The organism is Nocardia yamanashiensis NBRC 100130 (assembly GCF_001613325.1).
GTDB classification, from domain to species: domain Bacteria; phylum Actinomycetota; class Actinomycetes; order Mycobacteriales; family Mycobacteriaceae; genus Nocardia; species Nocardia yamanashiensis.
The window spans coordinates 42,512-67,357 of the sequence record NZ_BDCD01000021.1; the positions used below are offsets into that span (position 1 = coordinate 42,512).

Genomic DNA, 24,846 nt, shown 5'->3' on the forward strand with positions numbered 1-24,846 from the left:
CCCCGTCTACCTTGCACCTTCATGTCGTTCAGCCCCCCAGTCCGGCATCGAGCACCGCGCGCGCGACCGGCGCGGCCACCGAGCCACCGGTGGCGGCCAGCGCCCGGTCACCGCCGTTCTCGACGATGACCGCGATCGCGATCTTCGGGTTCTGTGCCGGCGCGAAGGCGATGTACCAGGCGTGCGGCGGGGTGTTGCGCGGGTCCGAACCATGTTCGGCGGTCCCGGTTTTCGACGCGATCTGGTAGGAGCGCGGCGCCGTGCCGCCCTGCGTGTTCTTCTCCGATTCGATCATCAGCGCGGTCAGCTGGGACGCGACCTGGGCACTGACCGCCTGCCCGACCGACATCGGCTTGACGGTCTCGAGCGTGCTCAGATCGGGGGCCGTCAGCTGATCGACCAGGTGCGGCTGCATGCGCACCCCGCCATTGGCGACGGTGGCCGCGATGACCGCGTTGTCCAGCGGCGTGATGGCCACATCCCGCTGCCCGATGCTGCTCTGCCCCAGGGCAGCGTTGTCGCCGATGGTGCCGACCGTGCTGTTGGCCCAGGGAATCGGAATGGAGGGATGCTCGCCGATGCCGAACGCGGCCGCCTCGTCCTTGAGTTTCGCCGCCCCCACCTTGATACCGAGGTCCACGAAAGCGGTGTTACACGAGTACTTGAACGCCTCGGTGAGCGATGCGGTCGGCCCGTCGCCCGGCCCGCAGTGGCTGCCGTTGTAGTTCTCGAGCGTGGTCTCGGTGCCCGGCAAGGTGATTCGCGAGGCGGCGGTGAGCTGGTCGTCCGGCTTGGCGATGCCGTTGGACAGCGCCGCGGCGGTCACCACCACCTTGAAGGTCGAGCCGGGCGGATAGGTCCGCGACACCGCGCGATTCATCATCGGCTCGTTCGGATCGTTGGCCAGCGAGGTGTACGCCTGCTTCTCGGTGGCGGCGTCATGGCTGGCCAGCAGGTTCGGATCGTAGGACGGCGTGGACACCATGGTCAGGATGCGCCCGGTGCTCGGCTCGATGGCCACCACCGAACCGGTGTAGCCCTTCGCCGTGAGCTGCTCGTAGGCGACCTTCTGCATGACCGGGTTGATGGTGGTGATCACATTGCCGCCGCGCGGATCCCGGCCGGAGATCATGTCGATGAGCCGGCGCCCGAACAGCTGATTGTCGGAGCCGTTGAGCACCGAGTCCTCGGCTCGCTCGATCCCGTTGCTGCCGTAGTTCATCGAGTAGAAGCCGGTCACGTTCGCGTAGGCGAAGGGATCGGTCGGGTAGGTGCGCAGGTACTTGTAGCGGTCGTCGGTCTCGACGGAACTCGCGAGCACGGTGCCCTGCGCGGAGATCTGGCCGCGCTGGCGGGCGTACTCGTCCAGCAGCACCCGGCGGTTGCGGGAGTCGCTGCGCAGTTCGTCGGCCTTGTAGACCTGCACGTAGGTGGCATTGGCCAGTAGGGCGACGACCATCACCATGACGGCCATGGCGACGCGGCGCAGCGGCGTGTTCACGCGACTCCCCCCTTGGGCCGGCGCACCATTTCGGTCGGCGCGTCGGCGATCGGCTCCGCCACTCGCTTCCGGGCCGGAATGGGCGCGCGGGCCGCGTCCGAAATCTTGATCAACAGGGCCAGCAGCGCGTAGTTGGCCAGCAGCGAGGAACCACCGTAGGAGACGAAGGGAGTGGTGAGGCCGGTCAGCGGGATCAGCTTGGTGACGCCGCCGACCACCACGAACAACTGGATGGCGATGGTGAAGGCCAGGCCCGCGGCCAGCAGCTTGCCGAAGCTGTCGCGAATGGCCAGCGCGGTGCGCAGCCCGCGCACGATGAAGATGGTGAACAGCATCAGCACCGCGGCCAGCCCGATCAGGCCCAGCTCCTCGCCGATGGTGGTGATAATGAAGTCGGTCTTGGCGAACGGCACCTGCGAGGGCCGGCCGCTGCCGAGTCCGGTTCCCGCCAATCCGCCTGTCGCCAAACCGAACAGCGACTGCGAGATCTGGTAACCGGTGTTGTTGAAGTCGTCGAAGGGGTGCAGCCAGGTCTCCACGCGCACCCGCACGTGCCCGAACATCTGGTACGCGAACACGAATCCGATGCCCAGCAGCACCAGGCCGATGGCCACCCAGCCCACCCGCTCGGTCGCGATATACAGCATGACCAGCACGGTGGCGAAGATCAGCAGCGAGGTGCCGAGGTCCTTCTCCAGCACCAGCACGCCGACGCACACCACCCAGACCGCCAGGATCGGGCCCATATCGCGGGCGCGCGGCAGTTCCATCCCGAAGACGTGCTTGCCGGCGGCGGTGAACAGGTCACGCTTGGCGACCAGCACCCCGGCGAAAAATATGATCAGCAGGATCTTCGCGAACTCGCCGGGCTGAACGCTGAAGCCCGGCAACCGGATCCAGATCTTGGCGCCGTTCACCTCGGAGAAGCCGCTGGGCAGCAACGCGGGCACGGCCAGTGCCACCAGACCGACGAGTCCGAGCGTGTAGGCGTAGCGGGCCAGGGTGCGGTAATCGCGCAGCACGATCAACAGGCCCATGAAAACCACCATCCCCAACCCCGTCCACAGCACCTGCTGATTGGCATCGGGGGAGGGGATGGGCTTGGAAGCGAAGATCGCATCCTGCTTCTCGGCCAGGTCCAGGCGATGGATCAGCACCAGCCCCAGTCCGTTGAGCAGCGCCACGATCGGTAGTAGGAGCGGGTCCGCGAAGGGTGCGAAGCGCCGCACCGCCAGGTGCGCCACCCCGAACAGCGCCAGATAGGCCGCCCCGAGTTTGGCGATGTCCCAGGTGATGGACTGTTCCTGGCTGGCCTCCACCAGCACCAGCGACACCGTGGTGATCAGCGCCGCCAAACCCAGCAGCAGCAGTTCCACGTTCCGCCGGGTGGACGGCGGTGGCGCGGGAGCGAATCCGCCCGGGGGACTGGGAAAAGCCCCAGCGGACGGCGGTGGCGGGGCGGACATCAGTCCGTCCACCTGCAGTTCTGCCCCGGGGTCTGCGGTGCGGTCGTGGTGGTGACCGGCGGGGTGGGCTGATCGGACTTGGCCGGAGACAGCGGCTTTTCACCCCCGGGCGCGGGCGTGTTCGCGTCGGGCGCGGTGCTGGTCGGGGCCGCCGGCGTGGTGGTGGCGGTGGGCTGCTGACCCGTGCCGGTGGTGCCGGTGGTGCCGGTGGGGTTGGTCGGCTGCTGGCCGGCCTGCTTGTCGCACACCGGCAGCAGTTCCTTCTCGGCGAGCGCGCGCATCTGCTTGACGGCTTCCTCGCGCGAGCCCGGCGGCAGGCCCTTGTCCACCGAATCGCGGCCGCTGGGGCGCAGATCGGTGAGTTTGAGTTCGGCGCATCCGCCCGGGAAGGAGGTGCCGGGCGCGACCAGGGTGAGTTCACCGGTCTTGGTGACGCAGCCGATCTGGTCCACATCGCGGATCGAATAGCCCAGTACCGAACCGGGCAGGCCGCGCAGGATCACCACTTTGCCGCTCTCGGCGCCCACGTAGTAGTTGCTGCGAATCATGTTGTAGCCGACCGTCAATCCCGCGCCGATGGCCACCAGCAGCGCCACCGAGAGTGCGATCCAGCGCACCTTGTGACTCTTCTTGGGCGGTTCGGGCTCGGCCGGCTGCACCTGTCTGCGCGGTGCGGCGCGCGGCGGGCGCATGGCGGCGGCCCGGCCGGCTGCGGTGTTCGGCGGCGGCGTGTCCTCGTCCTGGCCGGAGGCCGCGCCCGCCACGATCGGATGCGACTGCCCGTAATCCAGATCGATGACGTCGGCGACGACGACGGTGACATTGTCGGGACCGCCACTGCGCAAAGCCAATTCGATGAGCCGGTCCGCCGACTCGTCGGTGCTGCCCTCGCGCAGGGTGTTGGCGATGGTCTCGTCGCTCACCACATCGGACAGGCCGTCCGAGCACAGCAGATAGCGGTCCCCGGCCCGGGCTTCGCGCACGACCAGGGTCGGCTCGATCTCGTTGCCGGTGAGCGCGCGCATGATGAGCGAGCGTTGCGGATGGGTGTGGGCCTGCTCCGGCGTGATCCGCCCCTCGTCGACCAGCGACTGCACGAAGGTGTCGTCGCGGGTGATCTGGGTGAGCTCGCCGTTGCGGAGCATGTAGGCGCGGGAGTCGCCGATATGCGCCAGGCCGAGTTTGCGGCCCGCGAACAGGATGGCGGTGAGCGTGGTGCCCATGCCGTCCAGTTCCGGCTCTTCCTCGACCTGGTCGGCGATGGACGCATTGCCTTCGTGGACAGCGCGATCCAGCTTGCCGAGCAGATCGTCGCCCGGTTCGTCGTCGTCGAGATGGGCCAGCGCCGCGATCATCAACTGCGAGGCGACTTCACCGGCGGCGTGGCCGCCCATGCCGTCCGCGAGCGCGAGCAGCCGCGCACCGGCGTAGACGGAGTCCTCGTTGTTGGCTCGGACGAGACCGCGGTCGCTACGCGCTGCGTAGCGGAGAACAAGTGTCACGATCGCAGCTCGATCACTGTCTTACCGACACGGACAGGGGTACCGAGCGGGACTCGGACCGGGGTGGTGACCTTCGACCGGTCGAGGTAGGTCCCATTGGTGGAACCGAGATCCTCGACGTACCAGTCCTCCCCGCGCGGCGACAGGCGCGCGTGGCGGGTGGATGCGTAGTCGTCGGTGAGGACCAGTGTGGAGTCGTCCGCGCGCCCGATCAGCACCGGCTGCGAGCCGAGTGAGATGCGAGTGCCGGCGAGTGAACCCTGAGTCACCACGAGATATTTGGCGCCCTTCTGGCCCCGGCGGAAAGACGGGAGCACCGCGGAACCGCCTGCGGCCCGCGGCGCGACCCGGAGACCGGAAGCCGCGTAGATATCGCTGCGCAAGGTACGGAGCACCGCCCACACGAACAGCCACAGCAGCAGCAGGAACCCCGCGCGCGTCAGTTGCAGGATCAATCCCTGCACGGTGCTCCACCTCCTGTTGGACCGTGTCGTAGGTACGGCTCGCCGACCCCCAACCGGTGTTGTGCTCGGGTTTCCGCCGCGAGTGTTGGCAGCATCATAGGGCCGACGACCGGTTGCGATCACGATACGACCGAGGAAATGTCAGCCATATCGTGACCTGCATCGCGAGCTTACGGGATCAGACGATCCGGATCAGGATCTCGGAATGCCCGGCGCGGATGACATCCCCGTCGGCCAGCTGCCAATCCTGGACGGGCGACCCGTTGACCAGCGTGCCATTGGTCGAACCGAGGTCCGAGAGCATCGCGGTCTGGCCGTCCCAGCGAACTTCGATGTGCCGCCGGGAAACTCCGGTATCGGGCAGGCGGAAGTGTGCGTCCTGACCGCGACCGATGATGTTGGAACCTTCGCGCAACTGGTAGGTGCGGCCCGAGCCGTCGTCCAGCTGCAGGGTGGCCGAGTAGCTGGAGCCGCCGCGCGCGGGCGCGTAGCCGCCGCCCTGCTGGCCGTAACCCGGCTGCTGTCCGTACCCCTGATCGTCGGCGTAACCGCCCTGCTCGGGGTACTGGCCGCCGTAGCCGCCCTGCTGGCCGTAGCCCTGCTGATCGCCGTAACCCTGGTCGTACCCGGGCTGCTGCTGGCCGTAGCCCGGCTGCTGTCCGTAACCCGGGTCGGCGTAGCCCTGCTGATCGGCGTAACCCTGCTGGCCGTAGCCCTGCTGGTCGGCGTAGCCCTGGTCGTACCCGGGCTGACCGTAGCCAGGCTGCTGCTCGTAACCCTGCTGGCCGTACCCGGGCTGCTGCCCGTACGCCTGCTGGTCGCCGTAGCCGCCCTGCTGCCCGTAGCCCTGATCGGCGTAACCACCCGGCTGGCCGCCGCCGTAACCGGCGCCGCCCTGCTGGTTGTAGTCGTAGCCGTTCTGGTAGTCGCTGTAGCCCTGTTGCTCCGAGCCGCCGTAGCCGCCCTGCTCCGGGTACTGCGAGCCGCCACGGCCGTACTGGTCGTAGCCCTGCTGCTGTCCACGGCTCGCCGGCGGCGGCGCGTACCCGCGGTTTCGGGGATCGGACTCCGCGGGCTCACGGCTTGGGTCGTAGCCTGAGTTCTGCGTCATGGGGCCAGCTCCTGGTTGCGGGTCGGTTCGTTGTGGGCGTTCAGGTCTGCGTGCCGGGCTTGCCCTGCCGGCTGCGTCGGGGTCGACGCGACCGCGTGTCCTGAACTGTCCGGTGTGCAGCGTAGGTGATGCCTCGAACTCCACGTGCACTTCGCCGTAGGTCTGCCACCCTTGGTCGCGGATGTAGTCCTGTAGATGTTTGGCGAAAGCGCGGATGGCGAGGTCGTGATCAGCCTGTCCGTCACCCTGGACGAGCTTGCCCAGATCCGACTCGTTGACCGTGATCACATAGCTGTTCGGGGCCAGGAGATGACCGCCGCCGAGATCTTCGATGTGGTCGGCGGCTTCGCGCTGCAAGGCCGCTTCGACCTCCGCGGCGACCACACTGCCGCCGAACACCCGGGCGAAGACGTCACCCACGGCACCCTGGAGGCGACGTTCGAATCGCGAAACGATACCCATCGCCCCTCCTCTCGGGTCTCGACGCTCCCTATGTGAGCGTGCGTCGTGTCGTGGTGGTGGTGTGACGCCGTGGATCGCGCGGTGTTGTGCTCAGTGTGCCCCCGGAACACCGACACGCGAACGTGGCGTGTCGCCGTAGGGACACGGTGATTGCATGATATCCACGATCGTCCACACCTGTAACTCTTGAAGACCGCTCCGGGTTCCCGGGGTGCGATCCACTGCTCGCACCGTCGATAACCAGGCGATTTCGTTTTGGTGGATACCCCGTGATACGTTTCTTAAGTCGCTCGGGCGAGTGGCGGAATGGCAGACGCGCTGGCTTCAGGTGCCAGTGTCCGTAAGGACGTGGGGGTTCAAGTCCCCCTTCGCCCACCAGACAGAAGACCCGGTCCGTTCGGACCGGGTCTTCTGTCGTTTCCGGGGACGTTCCGAGGGCCCGGCCGGGCGGGTCCGCTGAGTGGGACTGCGCGCCAAGTGATTTCCGATGCGAAACCGCAGGTGAAACCTTTTGTGACGAGGATCTCAGGGGCGCTGCCGAACCTGCCGGGAAGGCGGTTGCCGAAGGTCCCGGAAGTGGTCTCGGCGGGGTGAAAATTGATTGCCGGAAGGTATCGGGTGGGGTATGCGCCCGATTTTCATCCAGTTATGCCTGATGCGAGTTTAGGCAAATCTAGGTTAAACAAACTTCGAGTTTGTTTGACTGTCGGCGACCGCTAGGCAAAGGTCGCCAGCTGGGGTGAAACGCCAGTTGAACGCGGGTTGAACCGATCATGGACGGCAATCTCGCGAGTTTTCGGCAAACCGTCCGGCAGGGGTCTGGACGAGTTCCGTGCAAGGGGTCGAAACGGGCGCTCGAATACTGCCGGGCGGAAGGTTTTCGGAGCTTCCGCAGACCGCCCGCAAAGCGGATGCCGACAATTAGCGATCGTGGCGTGTTGCCCACGGGGACGGCGTGTTTCGCCTGGTCGCGTTATACGCCCGGGTGGCAAGTCGGAGGTTGCGTAGCCATAACGATTGTGTAGAGTCGTCGGCAACGCTGGCCGCAGCTGAGCCGGACTCGCTGCGGCCAGTGGAAATCAAATCCCGGGTTGCCGGTGACTACGAAGTCGCCCCTACCGCAACCACTTCCGGGTGTCCCTGCGCCGAGTAACTCGGCATGTGCTCCACCGCTTCCCCGGCCGCCTCGGCCTCCTGATCCAGCACCACGCGCCGGCCGTGACCGAACACATAGGCCAGGAAAGCGATCTCGGCGAGCGCGCCGATCCCGATCCGCACCGCCGTCGGCAATCCGCTGGGCGTCACGAAGCCCTCGATGAAACCCGACACCAGCAGCACCAGCACCAGGCCCAATGCGATCACCGCGGTCGCCCGTCCCTGCCGGGCCATGGCCTGCGGCCGGGATTCGCGGCCCGGATCGATCAGCGTCCAGCCCAGCTTCAGGCCCGCGCCGCCGGCCACGAAAATGGCGGTCAGCTCCAGCATTCCGTGCGGCAGGATGAAACCGAAGAAGGCGTCCAGGCGTCCGGCCTCGGCCATCAGCCCGCCGCTGACGCCCACGCTCACCGCGTTCATGAACAGCACGTAGAGCGCGGGCAGGATGAGCACGCCGGTGAAGAGGGCGGCCGCGGCCACCCCGGCATTGTTGGTCCACACCTTGGCGGCGAACGCGTCGTGCGGATGTTCGGAGTAGTAGTTCTCGAACTCGCCGCCGGGCCGGGTCAGCGCGGTGTTGTCGGCATCGATGCCCAGCTTCCTGCGCGCCGACTCGGATACGGCCACCCACCAGCCCATCGCCGTCGATGTGAGCAGGAACACCGCCGCCACCGACACCCACCACGGCCACGAGCGATACAGCGCCGCCGGGAACCGCACGGTGAAGAACCGGCCGATCTCGGCGGCCGTGTCCACCCGCGCGCCCAGTACCCGGCCGCGCGCCCGGGTCAGCACCACCGACAGTCCCGCGATCAGATCCGGATCCGCCGACCGTGCCTGCAAACCGGCCAGCTGTTGCGAGGCGAGGCGATACAGCCGCACCAGTTCGTCGGCCTCCGCGCCGGACAGGCGCTTACGCCGGGTCGCCAGCAGCTGGAGTCGGTCCCAGGCCGGTTTGTGCACGAACGTGTACGCGTCCAGATCCATAGGGTGCCCTCCTGCGCTACAGCTGAAAGAATGCTAGCCAGGTAATCCGACAAGTTCACGGGACGAACCAGCATGGCGCTTTTCACCACCGGCGAGGCCGTCGCCGTCGAGCTGCCGATCGCGCGCATCCCGACCCGGGGCGCGGCGTTCCTGCTCGACGCGCTGACGCAGTTGATCGGCGGGTTCCTGCTGGTGCTGCTCACCCAGGGACTACTGGAATGGTGGGGCGCGGACGATGCCTGGCGGAGCGCGGCCGGGGTGGTGTGCGTGGCTTTCGCGCTGATCGGATATCCGGCCATCTTCGAAACCCTGTCCAGCGGAAGGTCGCTCGGCAAGATGGCGTTCGGCCTGCGCGTGGTGCGCTCGGACGGCGGGCCGGTGGATTTCCGGCATGCCATCACCCGCGCGCTGTCCGGGCTCGTCGACTTCTGGCTGCTGGGCACCGGACTGGTCGCCATCGTCACCTCGCTGTGCTCCCCGAACGCCCGCCGCGTGGGTGACGCGCTCGCGGGCACGGTCGTCGTGCACGAGCGCAGCCGCATTCCGTTCGCCGCGCTCGCCGCGCCGCCGCCGTGGCTGGCGGGCTGGGCGCGCTCGCTGGATCTCTCCGGCCTGCCCGACGATCTCGCACTCGCCGTGCGCCGCTACCTGATTCGCTTTCCCACCCTGACCCCCGCAGCCCAGGACCACCTGGGCCGCACCCTGGTCCTCACCGTCTGCGCGCGCCTGCGGGTACCGCCGCCGAACGGCTATCCGCCCCTGCACATCCTGGGCGCGGTGCTCGCCGAACGGCAGCGCCGGGCCCTCCCGGTCCCGCAATACCTCCCGGCCCCACCTATTCAATTCCCCCAGCGCGTGGCCTGATTCTCGGACCCGAAGGCGAGCGCTGGCTCAGAGCGCCCCGGTTTGCTTGAGCTCCAGGTACTCGTCGGCGAGTGCGCCCGGCAGCTGGTCCGGAGCGGCCGCGATCACGCGGACGCCGATGCGGCGCAAGGTTTCCCGGGCCACCGCGTGCTCGGCGATGATGTTCTCCGCCGCGGCGGCGTTGTAGAGGTCGTCGAGCCCGGAGCGCCGGGAGGCGGCGGCCGCCACCTCCGGATCGGTGACCGAGACGACCAGCACGCGGTGCCGGTCGGTGAGCACCGGGAGGACCGGCATCAGACCTTCGGTCACGATCGCGGCATCCAGGTGCGTGAACCAGACCACCAGGCTGCGGCGGCGGGCGCGTTGCAAGGTGGCGCGCAGCAGGCCGCGATAGTCGGTGTCCACCAGTTCCGGGGTGATCCCGGCCAGCGCGTGCATGAGCTTGAGCTGCAGGCGTTTTCCGCCGATACCGCGCACCTCGGTGCGGACCCGGCGGTCGTAGGCCAGCAGATCCACCGAATCGCCGCCCGCCGCCGCCAGCCCGCCGAGCAGCAGCGCCGCTTCGATGGTGGCGTCCAGGCGGGTGCCGTCGCCGACCCGGCCCGCGCTCACCCGGCCGGTATCCATCAGCATGACCACGTGCCGATTGCGTTCCGGCCGCCAGGTGCGCACCAGCACGTCCTTGGCGCGCGCGGTGGCCCGCCAGTCGATGGTGCGGACATCGTCCCCGGCCACATACTCACGGAAGGAATCGAATTCGGTGCCCTGCCCGCGCAGGATGGTGGTGTTGCGGCCCTCCAGATGCTGCAACTGCTTGACCTTGGATGCCAGCAGTTTCTCGCTGCGGAACGGCGGCAGCGCGCGCAGCCGGGCGGGAACGTCCCGGCGCACCTGACGGCCCGCCATGCCCAGCGGGCCGAACAGCCGCACCGTCACCGGTCCCGCCACCCGGTCGCCGCGATAGGCGGGGGTGAGCTCGGTGTGCAGCCGGATCTTGCTGTTGGGCGGCAGCCGCAGCCGATGGGCGCGTCGATCGGCGTGCGCGCTGGCGGGCCAGTCATCCCACAGCCGCCCGCGCAGGCCCCGCGTGCCGGTATTGACCGCGACCAGTTCCACTTCGATGCTGCGGCCCGAACGCACGGTGGTGATCGGTTCGCGCGAGAACTCCAGGGCGGCGGGCGATCCCATCGCCGCCAGATCGACCAGTACCAGCAGCGCCAGCAGGGCCGTCCCCGCCGCCACCCCGATCCAGGACGGCAGCACCAGGGTGACGAGCAGGGCCACGACGGCGGCGGTGAGCGCCAGCCGGCCGGTGACGACCACGGTCTAGACCGGAACGGGGACGGACAGCAGCAGCGACGCCATCACGCCCTCGGCGGTCACGCCCTCCACCTCGTGCTCGGGCTTGAGGTGCAGCCGATGCCGGAGCACCGCCGTCGCAACGGCTTTCACATCGTCGGGGGTGACGTAGCCGCGCCCGTTCAACCAGGCGAAGGCGCGCGCGGCGGCCATCAGCGCGGTCGCGCCGCGGGTGGACGCGCCGTGCGCGACGGCGGGGGAGGTGCGGGTGGCGCGGCACAGATCCACGATGTAGGCCAGCACTTCCGGGCTCAGCGTCACCTGGGCGACGGCGGCACGGGCGACGGCCAGATGCGCGGCGTTCGCCACCGGGCGCAGGCCGGCCCCGGCCAGATCGCGCGGATCGAAACCGGCGGCATGGCGTTGCAGAATGCGGAATTCGTCGTCGCGGCCGGGCAATTGGATATCGACCTTGAACAGGAACCGGTCCAGCTGCGCCTCCGGCAGCGGATAGGTGCCCTCCTGCTCGATCGGATTCTGGGTGGCGATCACCACGAACGGATCCGGCAGCGGCTGCGGCACGCCGTCCACCGAAACCTGCCGCTCCTCCATGGATTCCAGCAGCGAGGACTGGGTCTTCGGGGGCGTGCGGTTGATCTCGTCGGCCAGCAGCAGATTGGTGAACACCGGGCCGCGCCGGAAGGTGAACTCGGCCGAATGCGGATCGTAGATCTGCGAACCGGTCACATCGCCGGGCATCAGGTCCGGGGTGAACTGGATGCGCGCGTGCTCCAGATCCAGGGCCTCGGCCAGCGCGCGCACCAGCAGCGTCTTGGCCACGCCCGGAACGCCTTCCAGCAGCACATGCCCGCGGCACAGCAGCGCCAGCACCAGGTACATGACGGCGTGGTCGTTGCCGACGACCGCCTTGCCGATCTCGCCGCGCAACGCCAGCAGCGCCTGTTGCGCCTGCTGGGTGGTGGGGGAGTGGTTGGTGTCCAGCTTTTCGGTGTTCAGCTTGTCCAGGGGCTGAGACTGGGTCACAAGACCTCCGCTTCGATCCATTCGAGTTGTGCGGCCACGAGTTCCAGCGTGGCCCGGTCGGCGACCGGGTCGTAGAGGGCGGCGCGGACCGAACCGGGGTCCGCGCCGGTGCGACCGGCGATGGCGGCGACCACCAGTTCCGGTGGGGCGTCCGCGGTCACGTGCAGCGCGGGCCGCAGGCGGCGCAGCGCGGCCGCCCGCAGTTTCGCCGCCACATGATCGTGATCGCGGGATTTGCGATACAGCCCGGCCTGCCCGGTCAGCAGTTCGTTGGCGGGCGCCTCCACCGGACGGGGTTCGCCGACCACCGCGCCGCGCCGCCGGCCGCGCCAGCAGATGACGATCACCCAGACCAGCAGCCACTGGGTGCCGCCGAAAGCCAGCCAGCCGGGCAGGCTTTCGAAGATGGAGTCGTCGCCCTCGCCGAAATCCGGGTTGATATCGGGCTGGTCCGGGGTCTCCGGTTTGGGCGGCGGCGTTGTCGGCTTGTCGGGGACGTCCGGGGCGCTCACATGCATGAGCGCGTAGATGAACAGGAACAGCAGCAGCGCGCCGAGGATGGCGGCCCAGAAACGCCAATCCCGCAGCAGCGCGGGCCATTCGACAGGCTCGCGGTCGCCTTTGCCCTTGCGGGCTGGGCGGCGCTTGCGGGCTTTGCGTTTCTCCGCGCCGACCTCGACCGGTTCGGACTTCGGCGGCGGCGCGATCGAGAACCGGTCGGCGTGCTCCAAGCGCCGGTACTCGGCCTCGGTGGCGGGGCGGCCGCCGTAGACGATCTCGTCGAAACTGTGTGCCACCGGCGGCAATTCGACCGCCTCGGCGGGCATGGCGGTGGTCGCGGCGCGGGCGGTCTCCTGCGCCGTCCGGCCCGGCTCCACCTCGAGTACGCCGCGCTGCTCGAGTCCGCGCGAGACGGCCCGATAGCGTTCCCGCAGCGCGACACCGAATTCGGCGCGCTGGGCGGCGGCCTCGGCGGCGGCCAGATGCGCGGCGGCGGGGCCGAGCGTGGGCGGCGGGGGCGTCGGGGCGGCGAACTGGCCGGGGGGAGTGGTCGGTTCGGTCACCGGGCGCCCTCCACCGGTACGGCGATATCCCAGCCCTCGCGGCGGCAGCGGCGGTCGACATAGCTGACCACCCGGGTCGCCGACTCGACCACTTCGCCGAACGCGAGCACGCACATGGCCAGGCAGATCAATACGACGGTGACCGACCAGCGATGGGTGCCGAAGATGCCGGACAGGAAACCCCACAGCGTGAAGATCGGGAGCGCGATCACCAGCGCGAGCAGGAAGCGGTGATAGAGCCAGATGCCGACGGTCTGCCATTCCGACCCGGCGGCAAGCAGTTTCGCGCGGGCGGCGGCCGGACGGTAGGCGGCCGATTCCTCGAAGATGACGACCACGGTGGTGAAGCGCCGTCCGCGCAACCAGGCCAGCCAGATGACGGCCATCGGGAAGGTGACGATCAGCGGGGTGCCGAGTGCGAGCACGCCGAGGGCGACCAGGGTGAACACGATCGAATAGGCGAACAGCGGACCCGCCTGCGCGGCAAGCCGATTCAGCGCCGCGCGCCAGGTGAGCGGCGGTTGACCGTGCACCGCGGCCAGCACGACCGGCACCGTCACGCCGCGCACGAACATCCGCATGGCCCAGGCGCACAACAGCCCGCCGAGCAGCGCGCCCCAGAAGGTTCCGGCATCGGACTCATCGGTGGCGGCGGCGACCAGCACGGCCACGCCGATGGTGAGCAACGCGGCCACCGTGGCGGCGACACCGGCCAAGGCCAGCAGCGTCTTGAGCCGCGTCTGGATCAACCCGAACGGCAGGTCCAGCAGTTCGCGGAACTGCAATGGACGGAACGGCACCGGCGCGGGATCTGCGATCGGTTCCCCCACCGAGCCGGTCGGCGGACCGACAGAGTCGGCGGCGGCTGGCAACACGCCGCCGAGTTTAGCTTGACCAGCCCGTTCAGGCGCTCGTTGTTTTCCGGGGGCGTCAGGAGTCGCGGGCGAGCAGGCGCGCGACGACCTGCTTGTACAACTCCGGGTCGATGGGCGGCAGGCCGATCAGGGCGCGCAGGTAGACGCCGTCGCCGACCAATTGCACGATCTCGGCCTGGACCGGGTCCGGGATCTCGCGGTCCAGCGGCGCGCGCCAGGACGCCAGGATTTCGGTGAAGGCGCGATCGGTTTCCGCATGCCCGGTGTCCTGCGAGCCGTCGATGGTGCGCATGGCCGCGAGCATCGAGCGATACAGCGCGAGTTCGACGGCGTCGGCATTGTCGTCCGGATGCGGGGCCTGGAGATACCACTCGGCCACCGAACGCCCTTGTTCCTGGGCGGTTTTCACCTGATCGTCGGCGCGTTCGCCGACCCGGCGCAGCAGTCCCGCCAGCAGCGCGTCCTTGCTCTTGAAGTGATAGAGCAGGCCGCCCTTCGACACCCCGGCCTTGGCGGCCACGTTCTCCAGCGTCACCTGGGACATGCCTTTGTCGAGCAGCAGGTTCTCGAGCGCGTCGAGGATCTTCTCCCGGGTCGTCGTCACATCTCGGAACTGTACCGCCAGCGGTGAGCTGTACCGTCCGGACGGTTAATTGTGTTACTGTACCGTCTGGACGGTTCAACTCTGAGAGAGAAAGTCGATGACCACCCAACCCACCGCCCGGTCCGGAACCACGACCCCGGCGGACACCCACGCACCCACCGCCCAGCACCTCCACCTCGGAACGGCCGCCGCACCCAAGGCGCGGCCGCGGGATTGGGCCGGACTCGGCGTGCTCGCCCTCGCGCTTCTCCTTATTTCTGTGGACGCCACCGTGCTCGATCTGGCGGTCCCGTCCATCACCGCCGATCTCGCGCCCACCACGCCGCAGCTGCTGTGGATCATCGACGTGTACTCGTTCGTGCTGGCCGGTCTGCTGGTCACCATGGGCACGCTCGGCGATCGCATCGGGCGGCGGAAGCTGTTGCTGATCGGTGCGATCGGGTTCGCGGTGGCCTCGGCGCTGGCCGCCTGGGCGATCAGCCCGGCCATGCTCATCGCGGCCCGCGTGCTGCAGGGTGTCGCGGGTGCGACGCTCATGCCCGCCACCCTCGGCCTGATTCGGTCGATGTTCCAGAACGCGCGCCAGCGCACCCTCGCCATCTCGGTGTGGGGCGCCATGGCGGCCTCGGGTGCGGCGTTCGGTCCGCTGCTCGGCGGCTGGATGCTGGAGCACTTCTGGTGGGGCTCCGTATTTTTGGTGAACCTGCCGGTCATGGCCGTGCTGGTGCTGGCGGCTCCGCTGCTGGTGCCGGAATCGCGCGACCCGAACCCGGGCCGTTTCGATCTGACCAGCGCGGCGCTGTCCATGCTGGCGCTGATCCCGATCGTGTACGCGGTCAAGGAGTTCGCGGCCCACGGCCCGAGCCTGAACCTGCTCATCGCGGCGAGCGTCGGCGTGGTGTCGGGTTACGTGTTCATCCGCCGCCAGCAGGGGCTGGCGGCGCCGCTCATCGACCTGGACCTGTTCCGGCTGCCGCAGTTCCGGGCCGCCGTGTTCACCAACCTGCTGTCGGTGTTCGCGCTGGCCGGCGTGCTGTTCTTCGGTTCGCAGTACCTGCAGTTGGTGCTCGGCAAGTCGCCGCTGGAGGCCGGCCTGCTGCTGATCCCCGGCACCATCGGTTCGATGGTCGGCGCGCTGGTGGCGGCCTGGCTGGTGCGCTGGTGGCGTCCGGCCACCGTGCTCGCGGGTTCCCTGGTGACGGTGGCGACGGGCGCGACGCTCTACTGGTTGCTCCCCACCGATCCGTCCGGTTCGGTGACCCCGTTCATCGTCGGCTTCCTGCTCATCGGCCTCGGTGAGGGTGTGGCACTGACGGTTTCGTCCGACATGATCGTCAGCACCGCCCCCGAAGCGCGTGCCGGCAACGCCGCCGCCATCTCGGAGACCGCCATGGAAATGGGCATCGCCTTGGGCGTCGCCGTCCTCGGCAGCGCCGTCATGGCCGCCTTCCGCAACGGACTGGACCTGACCCACGTCCCGTCCGACCGGGTAGACGCGGCCCGCGAATCCCTCGGCGGCGCGGTCGAAACCGCCAAGGCGCTCCCGCAACCGGCATCCGGTGAACTACTGAACTCGGCGCACTCCGCCTTCGTCAGCGGCATCCACCTGGCCGCCACCGGCACCACCCTGATCCTCCTGATCACGGCAGTGGTCGCCTACCGCGCCGCAACCAAGCGCCATCCCACAGCCTGATCCAGAGCCCGGTTGACCGCCGGCCTTGTCGAGCGGCATCGTGCCCTGGTGTGGCCTGGTCGGGCGGTGGCCTAGCCCCTGATGTGGCCTCTCCCCGGGCGGCGGCCCACCCCTTTTGGCTCGGGGTTTCAGGGGCTTGCCCCTGAGGACCCCAGGAGTGGGAATTCTCTCGCAGTCATGCTGTGAAAAAGCCTGTGGCCCGCATGTTTCCGTGTTCTACGTGAAACATTGCGGGCCACGGTCGTCGCGGGCTAGGCCGTGTTTCGAAAGTGGTGCCCGTTGGGAGGTGCCGCTTCGTGGCACGTCTCAATGTGTGAGCTGGAAGGTGTTGTCCGCGTTGGCGAATGGGTGAGGTCTCCGGTATTGAAGTTGTTCGACCAAGAAGCAACTGAACACCGGAGACCTCGTGCCCAGCGTAGCGGTGACCAGGCGCGCGGACCTGACCGACGCCCAATGGGCGCGGTTGGCACCGCTGCTGCCTCGTGGTAAGAAGGCGGGACGCCCGCCGAAGTGGACGAAACGACAGCTCATCGACGGGATTCGGTGGCGGGTGCGGGTCGGCGCACCGTGGCGGGACGTGCCCGAACAGTACGGACCGTGGCAGACGGTGTACGGGTTGTTGCGCCGTTGGCAGCGCACCGGGATCTGGGAGTTGATCCTGAAAGGGCTGCAGGCGATCGCCGACGCGGCCGGTTCGATTGTGTGGGAGGTGAGCGTGGACTCCACCATCGCCCGCGCGCACCGGCACGCCGCGGGTGCCCGCCGCGACGGTGCCGCCCAGGTCGAACCGCCCGGTGGGGTCGAGGTCGAACCCGACGATCATGCCCTGGGCCGTTCGCGGGGCGGCTGGAGCACGAAAACCCATCTGGCCACCGAGCAGGGGCGCAAAACCTTGTCGATCGTGATCACCGCGGGTCAGTGTGGGGACAGCCCGCAGTTCACCGCGGTGCTCGACGGCATCGCCGTGCCCCGTCTCGGGAAGGGCCGCCCGCGCACACGCCCGGACCGGGTGCGCGGCGACAAGGCGTACGCGTCGGCCGCCAACCGTGCCCACCTGCGTCGACGCGGAATCAAGGCGACGATCCCCGAGAAGAGGGACCAGCGCGCTCACCGGAAGAAGAAGGGTTCCGCCGGGGGCCGTCTCCACGCTTTCGACGCCGAGGACTACAAGCTGCGCCATGCCGTGGAGTGCGGGATCGCGCAACTCAAGGAAAACCGTGCGGTGGCAACACGATTCGACAAACTCGCGGTCCGCTACCTGGCCACCGTCCGCATCGCCGCGATCAACCAGTGGCTCCGCCACGGGTGAGAGCCAGCCACCCCCACCCACTTTCGAAACACGGCCTAGTCCTTCTTGCCGGGTGGGAGTTCGCGTGGGCCGCGGTATTCCAGTTCGGGGTTGTTGCGGCCGGAGAGGGCGTCCTGCTGGGGGGTGGGCGGGAGCGGATAGCCGGGTTCGACCACCTGGCCGGGCTGGAGCTGGCCGTAGGCGGGGTACTGCTGGTACGGCTGGTTGACCGAGGCCGCCATGCGCTCGGCGTAGACGTGCTGGGGGGAGCCGGGCGGCAGTTGGTAGCCGTACTGCTGTTGCGGAACGTATTGCGGCTGCGGCGCGTACACCTGTTGTTGCGGGGCCGCCGAATCCTGGGAGTCGACGGTCACCTTGCGGGTGCGGCGCAGTGTGAAGGTGATTTCCTCGGCTTCCTCGAACGCCTGCCGCACGGTGCGCAGCGGATGCGTCGCGGTATCGATGGCATTGGCCACGAATGACGGCACCAGCGGCCGGATCCAGCGGGCGGCGGTATCGGTGAACGGCACGGTGCCGATGATCGGGAGTTCCAGTCCGCCACCCTTGTTCGCGGGGGCGGGAGCGGGACTCACCGGCACGGCCGGGACGAGGGCTCCGCCGGGCTGCGCCGGAGCCAGCATGCCGGGGGCGAGCTGGGCGGGCAGGTTCGGCGTGTGTGTCACGATCCCCTCCTGGGACACGGAGCTTTCCTTTCGGTCTCCGGCCGACGTTCCGGCCGGTAGTTCATGCTGTGCGGCCCGGTCGAATTCGGCCACGGCGCGCTGGGCGGGCTCGGTGATGCCGATCTCGAAATTGCCGATGGCGGCGATGATGCGGCGGCGCTGCTGTTCCCGGTCGATGGCGGTATCGGCGTGCGCGGCCAATTTGGCTGCCGTGAGCTGTTGTTCGGCGCGCAGCGCCTCGGTCTCCACCCGCACCTCGGCCTGCTTGAGCGCGATGGCCGCGGTGGTGGCCTGGTCGATGCGGTCGGTCTCGGTGCGCACCTCGATCTCGCGATCGAACGAGGTCTCACCGCGCCACCGGCGCAGCAGCAGCGGCAGCAGGGCCAGCGTGATCAGCAGCAGCGCGACGCCGAGGCGCAGCACGGCCGGCCCGAAATGGCTTGTGGTGTAGTCGTTCATGGCGACCCAGCGGGCGCCGAGCCCGCGATCGCCGGCGGTATAGGCGTCGGCGCGCGCGGTGGCGAGCGCCTTCTCCTTGTCCTTGACGTTCGTGTCGAGCCCATCGACCTTGCCCTGCAAACCGGACAACCGGGTGCGGGCTTCGTCGAGCATCTGGTTGGCGGTGCGCTCCTCGGGACCGCGTCCCGGCACATTGGTGATCGGCACCTGCGCGCAGTTACCGGCCGGGTTGTATTCGCAGCGCGCGATCACCAGCGCGGTGTCGACGTCGTTCTGCGCCTTGGTGATCTGCTGTTCCAGGCTGCTCTTGTCGCCGCGCGCTTGGTCCAGCGCGGTGCGCGCGTTCGTCACCACCGGCGCGGATTCGACTCCGCGCTGGGCGGTTTCGTCCAGCACCCGGTTCACGCTGCCGCCGAACAGTACGGTGCAGGCCAATTCGGCGATCAGCAGTCCCGCGCCCACCGCGACCGCGATGCGTCCCGCGAATTCGGCTCGCGCCCGGCGGTTTCGATCGCGTGCGGGGGTGGCGGCGGTGGCCAGCGCCCGCGATACCGCCCCCATCAGCACCGTCACCAGCAGCGCCGCGCCGATGACGGCGAGCAACGGCCAGTCCGCGGCCCCCGTGGCGATGGCGGTGACCGTGCCGGAAACGACCGCGAACAGGGCCACTACCGCGCCGCTCACCGTATAACCGGCCCGATCGTGAGGCTTCAACAGTTGTGTCTGCGCCCCGCCCAGCCACACCAGCAGCGCCGTGAAAACGCTCATGGGAGCTCACATCCCTCTAAGTCCCAGGCTGATTCGGTCTCTTAACCGTCATTGATTCGTTGTCCCAGCGTGACAGGCGAGGATGAATTCCATCGCCTGTGGCGGCTGGGATGTGGCCAGGCTCACATCAGCTTGTTTCCGGCACGTGACGTGGCTTTGATCACGCCCGTACCGGGGCGAATACCTGCGAAAACAGTGACTCGAGCCATAGTCACTGTTTGCTGATCGTGTGCTCGAGTCCACAACCAGGAAAGATTCCGTACGGTCGGCAGGTTGCCTGGGCACGTCGCCCGGACCGTCGGCGCACCCGCCCGAAGTGTCCGGAGAAATAGCCCGCCTCTGCCCGGTTTGCCGGAACCCCTTGCGGGGAAATCTGTTTCATTGCAGGTGAGAGGCCCTACCGGAGCTGCGTCGGGTAGGTCTCGGAAGCCGAGTCCCCGCGTTCGCTTCAGTGGTGCAGTCAACTGAGGGACCGTCGCCGGCCTGCTTTACACTGGAGAACGCGCAGGTAGTGGAGGATCGATGAAGAAGCCCAGCTAGGCACGATTATTAGTGCGACCTAAGTTGGTTGGGCTCGAGTCCTGACTTATCGTTTGCTCTTACGCCGAACGCGACAAGTTCGGCAATTCTCCCCATAAGGCGGGCACCCGATCGGTGCCCAGACTAACGGTGGAGAACGGCACGGCAGGTAGCCAGCACGTAAGGGCTGAGTTACCGCCGAGCACCCGACTACGTACGTGAACCGAAGCGGGTGGACAACTGGAGAGTTGACTGCACGGGAAGGCCATCAGCGCGGCTGGTCTCCGAAACGTCCGGGCGCAGTCTAGACGGAGGCATTCGACGGCGGCCGCATTCATGTGGCCACAAAAAACCGAAGGCCTGTTTTTTGTGAAGGCAGAGGCATGACGCAACTTCCTGGCCACAGGTCCCCTGGACCCCGCGGGCTTTATGACCCGGCGAACGAACACGACGCCTGTGGTGTCGCATTCGTCGTCGACATGCACGGCCGTCGCAGCCGCGACATCGTCGACAAGGCCATCACGGCCCTGCTGAACCTGGAGCACCGTGGTGCCGCCGGTGCCGAGCCGAACTCCGGCGACGGCGCGGGCATCCTGATCCAGCTCCCGGACAAGTTCTTCCGTGCAGTGGTCGACTTCGATCTTCCCGCCGAGGGCTCCTACGCCACCGGTATCGCCTTCCTGCCGCAGGCTCGCCGCGAGGCCGCCCGCGCCGGTTACGGCGTGGAGAAGATCGTCCGCGAAGAGGGCCTCGAGGTCCTCGGCTGGCGTGAGGTGCCGATCGACGGCTCCTCGCTGGGCGCACTGTCCCGCGACGCCATGCCGACCTTCCGGCAGATCTTCATCGCCTCGCCCAAGGACGCGGCCGAGCAGCTCTCCGGCATGGACCTGGAGCGGCGCGCCTACGTCATCCGCAAGCGCATCGAGCACGAGCTCGGTAAGCAGGGTGCGGGTGAGGGCAGCGTCGGCAAGGAATCGGTCTACTTCCCGAGCCTTTCCGGTGAGACCTTCGTCTACAAGGGCATGTTCACCACCCCGCAGCTGCGCGCCTTCTACCTGGACCTCCAGGACGATCGCGTGGAGTCGGCGCTGGGCATCGTGCACTCCCGCTTCTCCACCAACACCTTCCCGTCGTGGCCGCTGGCGCACCCCTTCCGGCGCGTCGCCCACAACGGCGAGATCAACACCGTCTCCGGTAACGAGAACTGGATGCGGGCGCGCGAGGCGCTGCTGAACTCCGATGTGTTCGGCACCGACTCCGAGGGCAACAACCGCCTGGAGAAGATCTTCCCCGTCTGTACCCCGGGGGCTTCGGACACCGCTCGTTTCGACGAGGTCCTGGAGCTCCTGCACCTGGGCGGCCGCAGCCTGCCGCACGCGGTGCTCATGATGATCCCCGAGGCGTGGGAACGGCACGAGTCCATGGACCCGGCCCAGCGCGCCTTCTACCGCTACCACTCCTTCCTGATGGAGCCGTGGGACGGCCCGGCCTCGGTGTGCTTCACCGACGGCCGCTACGTCGGCGCGGTGCTGGACCGCAACGGTCTGCGCCCCGGCCGCATCTGGGTCACCGAGGACGGCCTGGTCGTGATGGCCTCCGAGGTCGGCGTCCTGGACATCGACCCGGCCACCGTGGTCCAGAAGACCCGCCTCAAGCCCGGCCGCATGTTCCTGGTGGACACCGAGCAGGGCCGCATCATCAGCGATGACGAGGTCAAGTCGGCGCTCGCCAACGAGCACCCGTACCAGGAGTGGCTGGACAACGGCCCGACCAAGCTGTCGGACCTGCCGGATCGCCCGCACGTGCACATGTCGCACGATCGCGTGCTCATCCGCCAGCAGATTTTCGGGTACAGCACCGAAGAGCTCAACATCCTGATGTCGCCGATGGCGCAGACCGGTGGCGAGGCGCTCGGCTCCATGGGCACCGACACCCCGATCGCGGTGCTGTCGTCGCGGCCGCGCCTGCTGTTCGACTACTTCTCGCAGCTGTTCGCGCAGGTCACCAACCCGCCGCTGGACGCCATCCGCGAAGAGGTCGTCACCTCGCTGCGCAGCATGGTCGGCCCCGAGGCCGATCTGCTGAACCCGGGACCGGAGTCCTGCGGTCAGATCACCCTGACCCAGCCGATCCTGGACAACGACGAGCTGTCCAAGCTGGTCCACATCAACGACGACGGCTCGCACCCGGGCCTGCGTTCGGTGGTCGTGCACGGCCTGTACCCCGTCAAGAAGGGCGGCAAGGGGCTGCGCAAGGCCATTGCCGCTGTGCAGCAGCAGGTTTCGGCCGCCATCGACGGTGGCGCGCGCATCATCATCCTGTCCGACCGCGAGTCCAACGAGAAGCTGGCGCCGATCCCGTCGCTGCTGCTCACCGCCGCCGTGCACCATCACCTGGTGCGCGAGCGCACCCGGACCAAGGTCGGCCTGGTGGTGGAGGCCGGTGACGCCCGCGAGGTGCACCACATGGCCCTGCTGATCGGCTTCGGCGCCGCCGCCATCAACCCCTACATGGCCTTCGAGTCGATCGAGGACATGCTGGAGCGTGGCGCGCTGCAGATGCCCGGCAGCACCGGCGATCTCGCGGCCGACTACAAGAAGGCCGTCTACAACTACAACAAGGCCGCCGGCAAGGGCGTGCTGAAGGTGATGTCCAAGATGGGCATCTCCACCATCGCCTCCTACCGCGGCGCGCAGCTGTTCCAGGTCGTCGGCCTGGGCCAGGAGCTGGTGGACGAGTACTTCACCGGCCTGAAGTCGCCGCTGGACGGCATCGGCCTGGACGACATCGCGGGCGAGGTGGCCGAGCGCCACAAGGTCGCGTTCCTGGAGAACCGCAACGAGCGCGCGCACCGCGAGCTCGAGGTCGGCGGCGAGTACCAGTGGCGTCGTGAGGGCGAGTACCACCTGTTCAACCCGGACACGGTGTTCAAGCTGCAGCACGCGACCCGCTCGGGTCAGTACTCGATCTTCAAGGAGTACACCAAGCTGGTCGACGACCAGTCCGAGCGCCTGGCCTCGCTGCGCGGCCTGTTCAAGTTCAAGTCCAAGGGCCGCAACCCGATTCCGATCGAAGAGGTCGAACCGGCCTCGGAGATCGTGAAGCGGTTCTCGACCGGCGCCATGTCCTACGGCTCGATCTCGGCCGAGGCGCACGAGACCCTCGCGGTCGCGATGAACCGCCTGGGCGGTCGCTCGAACTCCGGTGAGGGCGGCGAGCACCCGGCGCGCTTCGAGCCGGAGGAGAACGGCGACTGGCGGCGCAGTGCGATCAAGCAGGTTGCTTCCGGCCGCTTCGGCGTGACCGCGCACTACCTGACCAACTGCACCGACATCCAGATCAAGATGGCGCAGGGCGCGAAGCCCGGCGAGGGCGGCCAGCTGCCGGCGCACAAGGTGTACCCGTGGGTCGCCGAGGTCCGGCACTCCACCCCGGGCGTCGGCCTGATCTCCCCGCCGCCGCACCACGACATCTACTCGATCGAGGATCTGGCGCAGCTGATCCACGACCTGAAGAACGCGAACCCGCAGGCGCGGATTCACGTGAAGCTGGTCGCGGAGCCCGGCGTCGGCACCGTCGCCGCGGGTGTGTCGAAGGCGCACGCGGACGTCGTGCTCATCTCGGGCCACGACGGCGGCACCGGCGCTTCGCCGCTGACCTCGCTCAAGCACGCGGGCGGCCCCTGGGAGCTCGGCCTGGCCGAGACCCAGCAGACCCTGCTGCTCAACGGCCTGCGCGACCGCATCGTGGTGCAGGTGGACGGTCAGATGAAGACCGGCCGCGACGTCATGATCGCCGCGCTGTTGGGCGCGGAGGAGTACGGCTTCGCCACCGCGCCGCTGGTGGTCTCGGGCTGCATCATGATGCGCGTCTGCCATCTCGACACCTGCCCCGTGGGCGTCGCGACCCAGAACCCCGTTCTCCGTGAGCGTTTCACCGGCAAGCCGGAATTCGTCGAGAACTTCATGCTGTTCATCGCCGAAGAGGTGCGTGAGCTGCTGGCTTCGCTGGGTCTGCGCACGCTGGACGAGGCCATCGGCCGGGTCGACCTGCTCGACACCGCCGAGGCCAAGGCGCACTGGAAGGCCAGCAAGCTGGACCTGTCGCCGATCCTCGACGATGTCGAGACGGCGTTCATGTTCCAGGATCGCCGCGCCACCAAGACGCAGGACCACGGTCTGGACAAGGCCCTCGACAACGAGCTGATCGCGCAGGCCGCGGACGCGCTCGAGCGGGGCAAGCCGGTCAAGATCGACACCAAGATCACCAACGTGAACCGCACCGTCGGCACCATGCTCGGCCACGAAGTGACCAAGCTGTACGGCGGCGTCGGCCTGCCCGACGACACCATCGACATCACGTTCACCGGTTCCGCCGGTAACTCGTTCGGTGCGTTCGTCCCGGCCGGCATCACGCTGCGGGTCTTCGGCGACGCCAACGACTATGTCGGCAAGGGTCTTTCCGGTGGCCGCATCATCGTGCGCCCGGCGCAGTCCGCGCCCGAGGCGTACGTGGCGGAGCAGAACATCATCGCGGGCAACGTGATCCTGTTCGGCGCCACCAGCGGCCAGGCCTTCATCCGCGGTGTCGCGGGCGAGCGCTTCTCGGTGCGCAACTCGGGTGCGACCGCGGTCGTCGAGGGCGTGGGCGACCACGCCTGCGAGTACATGACCGGTGGCCGCGTGGTCATCCTCGGTGAGACCGGCCGCAACTTCGGTGCGGGTATGTCCGGCGGTATCGCGTTCGTCTACAACCCGAACGGGACCTTCGAGAAGAACCTCAACACCGAGCTGGTCGATCTCGAGGCGCTGTCGGCCGACGAGGCCGCATGGCTGCGCGACACCATCGGCCAGCACAAGGCCGAGACCGGTTCCGCTGTGGCCGAACGCATTCTGAGCGACTGGTCGCAGGAGGTGACCAAGTTCGTCAAGGTCATGCCGCGCGACTACAAGAAGGTTCTACTCGCCATCTCCGAGGCCGAAAAGGCCGGCCGGAACGTGGACGAGGCGATCATGGAGGCCGCTCGTGGCTGACATGA

At 68.2% G+C, this 24,846-nt stretch carries 16 protein-coding genes and 1 tRNA gene; 5 read left to right on the forward strand and 12 right to left on the reverse strand.

Annotated features, from left to right (window positions below):
• Positions 1-28 precede the first annotated feature (28 nt).
• From NY1_RS24525 to NY1_RS24545, 5 genes are all read right to left on the reverse strand, one after another.
• Entirely contained in the window at positions 29-1,501 is a 1,473-nt protein-coding gene (locus NY1_RS24525; RefSeq protein WP_067717889.1) for a peptidoglycan D,D-transpeptidase FtsI family protein, read from the reverse strand.
• Positions 1,498-2,967 carry an FtsW/RodA/SpoVE family cell cycle protein gene (locus tag NY1_RS24530; protein WP_067718329.1) on the reverse strand — a complete coding sequence of 490 codons (1,470 nt, stop codon included), beginning with the start codon at positions 2,965-2,967 and terminating at the stop codon, positions 1,498-1,500. Before NY1_RS24530 ends, NY1_RS24525 begins: the two co-directional genes overlap by 4 nt.
• Positions 2,967-4,469 carry a PP2C family protein-serine/threonine phosphatase gene (locus NY1_RS24535; RefSeq protein WP_067717892.1) on the reverse strand — a complete coding sequence of 501 codons (1,503 nt, stop codon included), beginning with the start codon at positions 4,467-4,469 and terminating at the stop codon, positions 2,967-2,969. Before NY1_RS24535 ends, NY1_RS24530 begins: the two co-directional genes overlap by 1 nt.
• Positions 4,466-4,933 carry an FHA domain-containing protein FhaB/FipA gene (locus NY1_RS24540; RefSeq protein WP_040802230.1) on the reverse strand — a complete coding sequence of 156 codons (468 nt, stop codon included), beginning with the start codon at positions 4,931-4,933 and terminating at the stop codon, positions 4,466-4,468. Before NY1_RS24540 ends, NY1_RS24535 begins: the two co-directional genes overlap by 4 nt.
• A gap of 178 nt (positions 4,934-5,111) precedes the next feature.
• Positions 5,112-6,506: an FHA domain-containing protein gene (locus NY1_RS24545; protein WP_067717895.1), complete on the reverse strand. Its 1,395-nt coding sequence runs from the start codon at positions 6,504-6,506 to the stop codon at positions 5,112-5,114.
• A gap of 292 nt (positions 6,507-6,798) precedes the next feature.
• Here NY1_RS24545 and NY1_RS24550 point away from each other — a divergent pair.
• A tRNA-Leu gene (locus NY1_RS24550) sits at positions 6,799-6,884 on the forward strand.
• 723 nt (positions 6,885-7,607) lie between these two features.
• On the opposite strand, the gene NY1_RS24555 is transcribed toward NY1_RS24550, so the two are convergent.
• Positions 7,608-8,648, reverse strand: coding sequence for a stage II sporulation protein M (locus NY1_RS24555; protein WP_084535294.1), 1,041 nt, complete (start codon positions 8,646-8,648; stop codon positions 7,608-7,610).
• Between the two features lie 72 nt (positions 8,649-8,720).
• Here NY1_RS24555 and NY1_RS24560 point away from each other — a divergent pair, with 72 nt between their 5' ends.
• Complete coding sequence (locus NY1_RS24560; protein WP_067717898.1) at positions 8,721-9,512, forward strand: RDD family protein; 792 nt, start codon at positions 8,721-8,723, stop codon at positions 9,510-9,512.
• A 27-nt stretch (positions 9,513-9,539) separates the two neighbouring features.
• Here the strand turns inward: NY1_RS24560 and NY1_RS24565 are convergent, their stop codons facing one another.
• From NY1_RS24565 to NY1_RS24585, 5 genes are read right to left on the reverse strand one after another with little or no spacing between them, the layout of a single operon-like run.
• Positions 9,540-10,835, reverse strand: a complete 1,296-nt coding sequence (locus NY1_RS24565) for a DUF58 domain-containing protein (RefSeq protein WP_067717901.1) — start codon at positions 10,833-10,835, stop codon at positions 9,540-9,542.
• 3 nt (positions 10,836-10,838) lie between these two features.
• Positions 10,839-11,813, reverse strand: a complete 975-nt coding sequence (locus tag NY1_RS24570; RefSeq protein WP_267888444.1) for an AAA family ATPase — start codon at positions 11,811-11,813, stop codon at positions 10,839-10,841.
• Positions 11,814-11,851: 38 nt separating this feature from the next.
• Positions 11,852-12,919, reverse strand: a complete 1,068-nt coding sequence (locus NY1_RS24575; RefSeq protein WP_067717904.1) for a DUF4129 domain-containing protein — start codon at positions 12,917-12,919, stop codon at positions 11,852-11,854.
• Positions 12,916-13,794 (reverse strand): hypothetical protein, encoded by an 879-nt coding sequence (locus tag NY1_RS44710; protein ID WP_233434462.1) that lies wholly within the window; start codon positions 13,792-13,794, stop codon positions 12,916-12,918. The genes NY1_RS24575 and NY1_RS44710 overlap by 4 nt, the downstream gene beginning before the upstream one ends.
• A gap of 55 nt (positions 13,795-13,849) precedes the next feature.
• Entirely contained in the window at positions 13,850-14,398 is a 549-nt protein-coding gene (locus NY1_RS24585; protein WP_067717906.1) for a TetR/AcrR family transcriptional regulator, read from the reverse strand.
• Between the two features lie 97 nt (positions 14,399-14,495).
• Here NY1_RS24585 and NY1_RS24590 point away from each other — a divergent pair, with 97 nt between their 5' ends.
• Together NY1_RS24590 and NY1_RS24595 are read left to right on the forward strand one after the other, a co-directional pair.
• Positions 14,496-16,091, forward strand: a complete 1,596-nt coding sequence (locus NY1_RS24590) for an MFS transporter (protein ID WP_084535296.1) — start codon at positions 14,496-14,498, stop codon at positions 16,089-16,091.
• Between the two features lie 406 nt (positions 16,092-16,497).
• Positions 16,498-17,400: an IS5 family transposase gene (locus NY1_RS24595; RefSeq protein ID WP_067717909.1), complete on the forward strand. Its 903-nt coding sequence runs from the start codon at positions 16,498-16,500 to the stop codon at positions 17,398-17,400.
• A 35-nt stretch (positions 17,401-17,435) separates the two neighbouring features.
• Here the strand turns inward: NY1_RS24595 and NY1_RS24600 are convergent, their stop codons facing one another.
• Positions 17,436-19,289 carry a DUF4407 domain-containing protein gene (locus NY1_RS24600; RefSeq protein ID WP_067717912.1) on the reverse strand — a complete coding sequence of 618 codons (1,854 nt, stop codon included), beginning with the start codon at positions 19,287-19,289 and terminating at the stop codon, positions 17,436-17,438.
• 902 nt (positions 19,290-20,191) lie between these two features.
• On the opposite strand from NY1_RS24600, the gene gltB reads away from it, so the two are divergent.
• Complete coding sequence (gltB, locus tag NY1_RS24605; protein WP_067717915.1) at positions 20,192-24,841, forward strand: glutamate synthase large subunit; 4,650 nt, start codon at positions 20,192-20,194, stop codon at positions 24,839-24,841.
• The last annotated feature ends 5 nt before the right edge of the window (positions 24,842-24,846 follow it).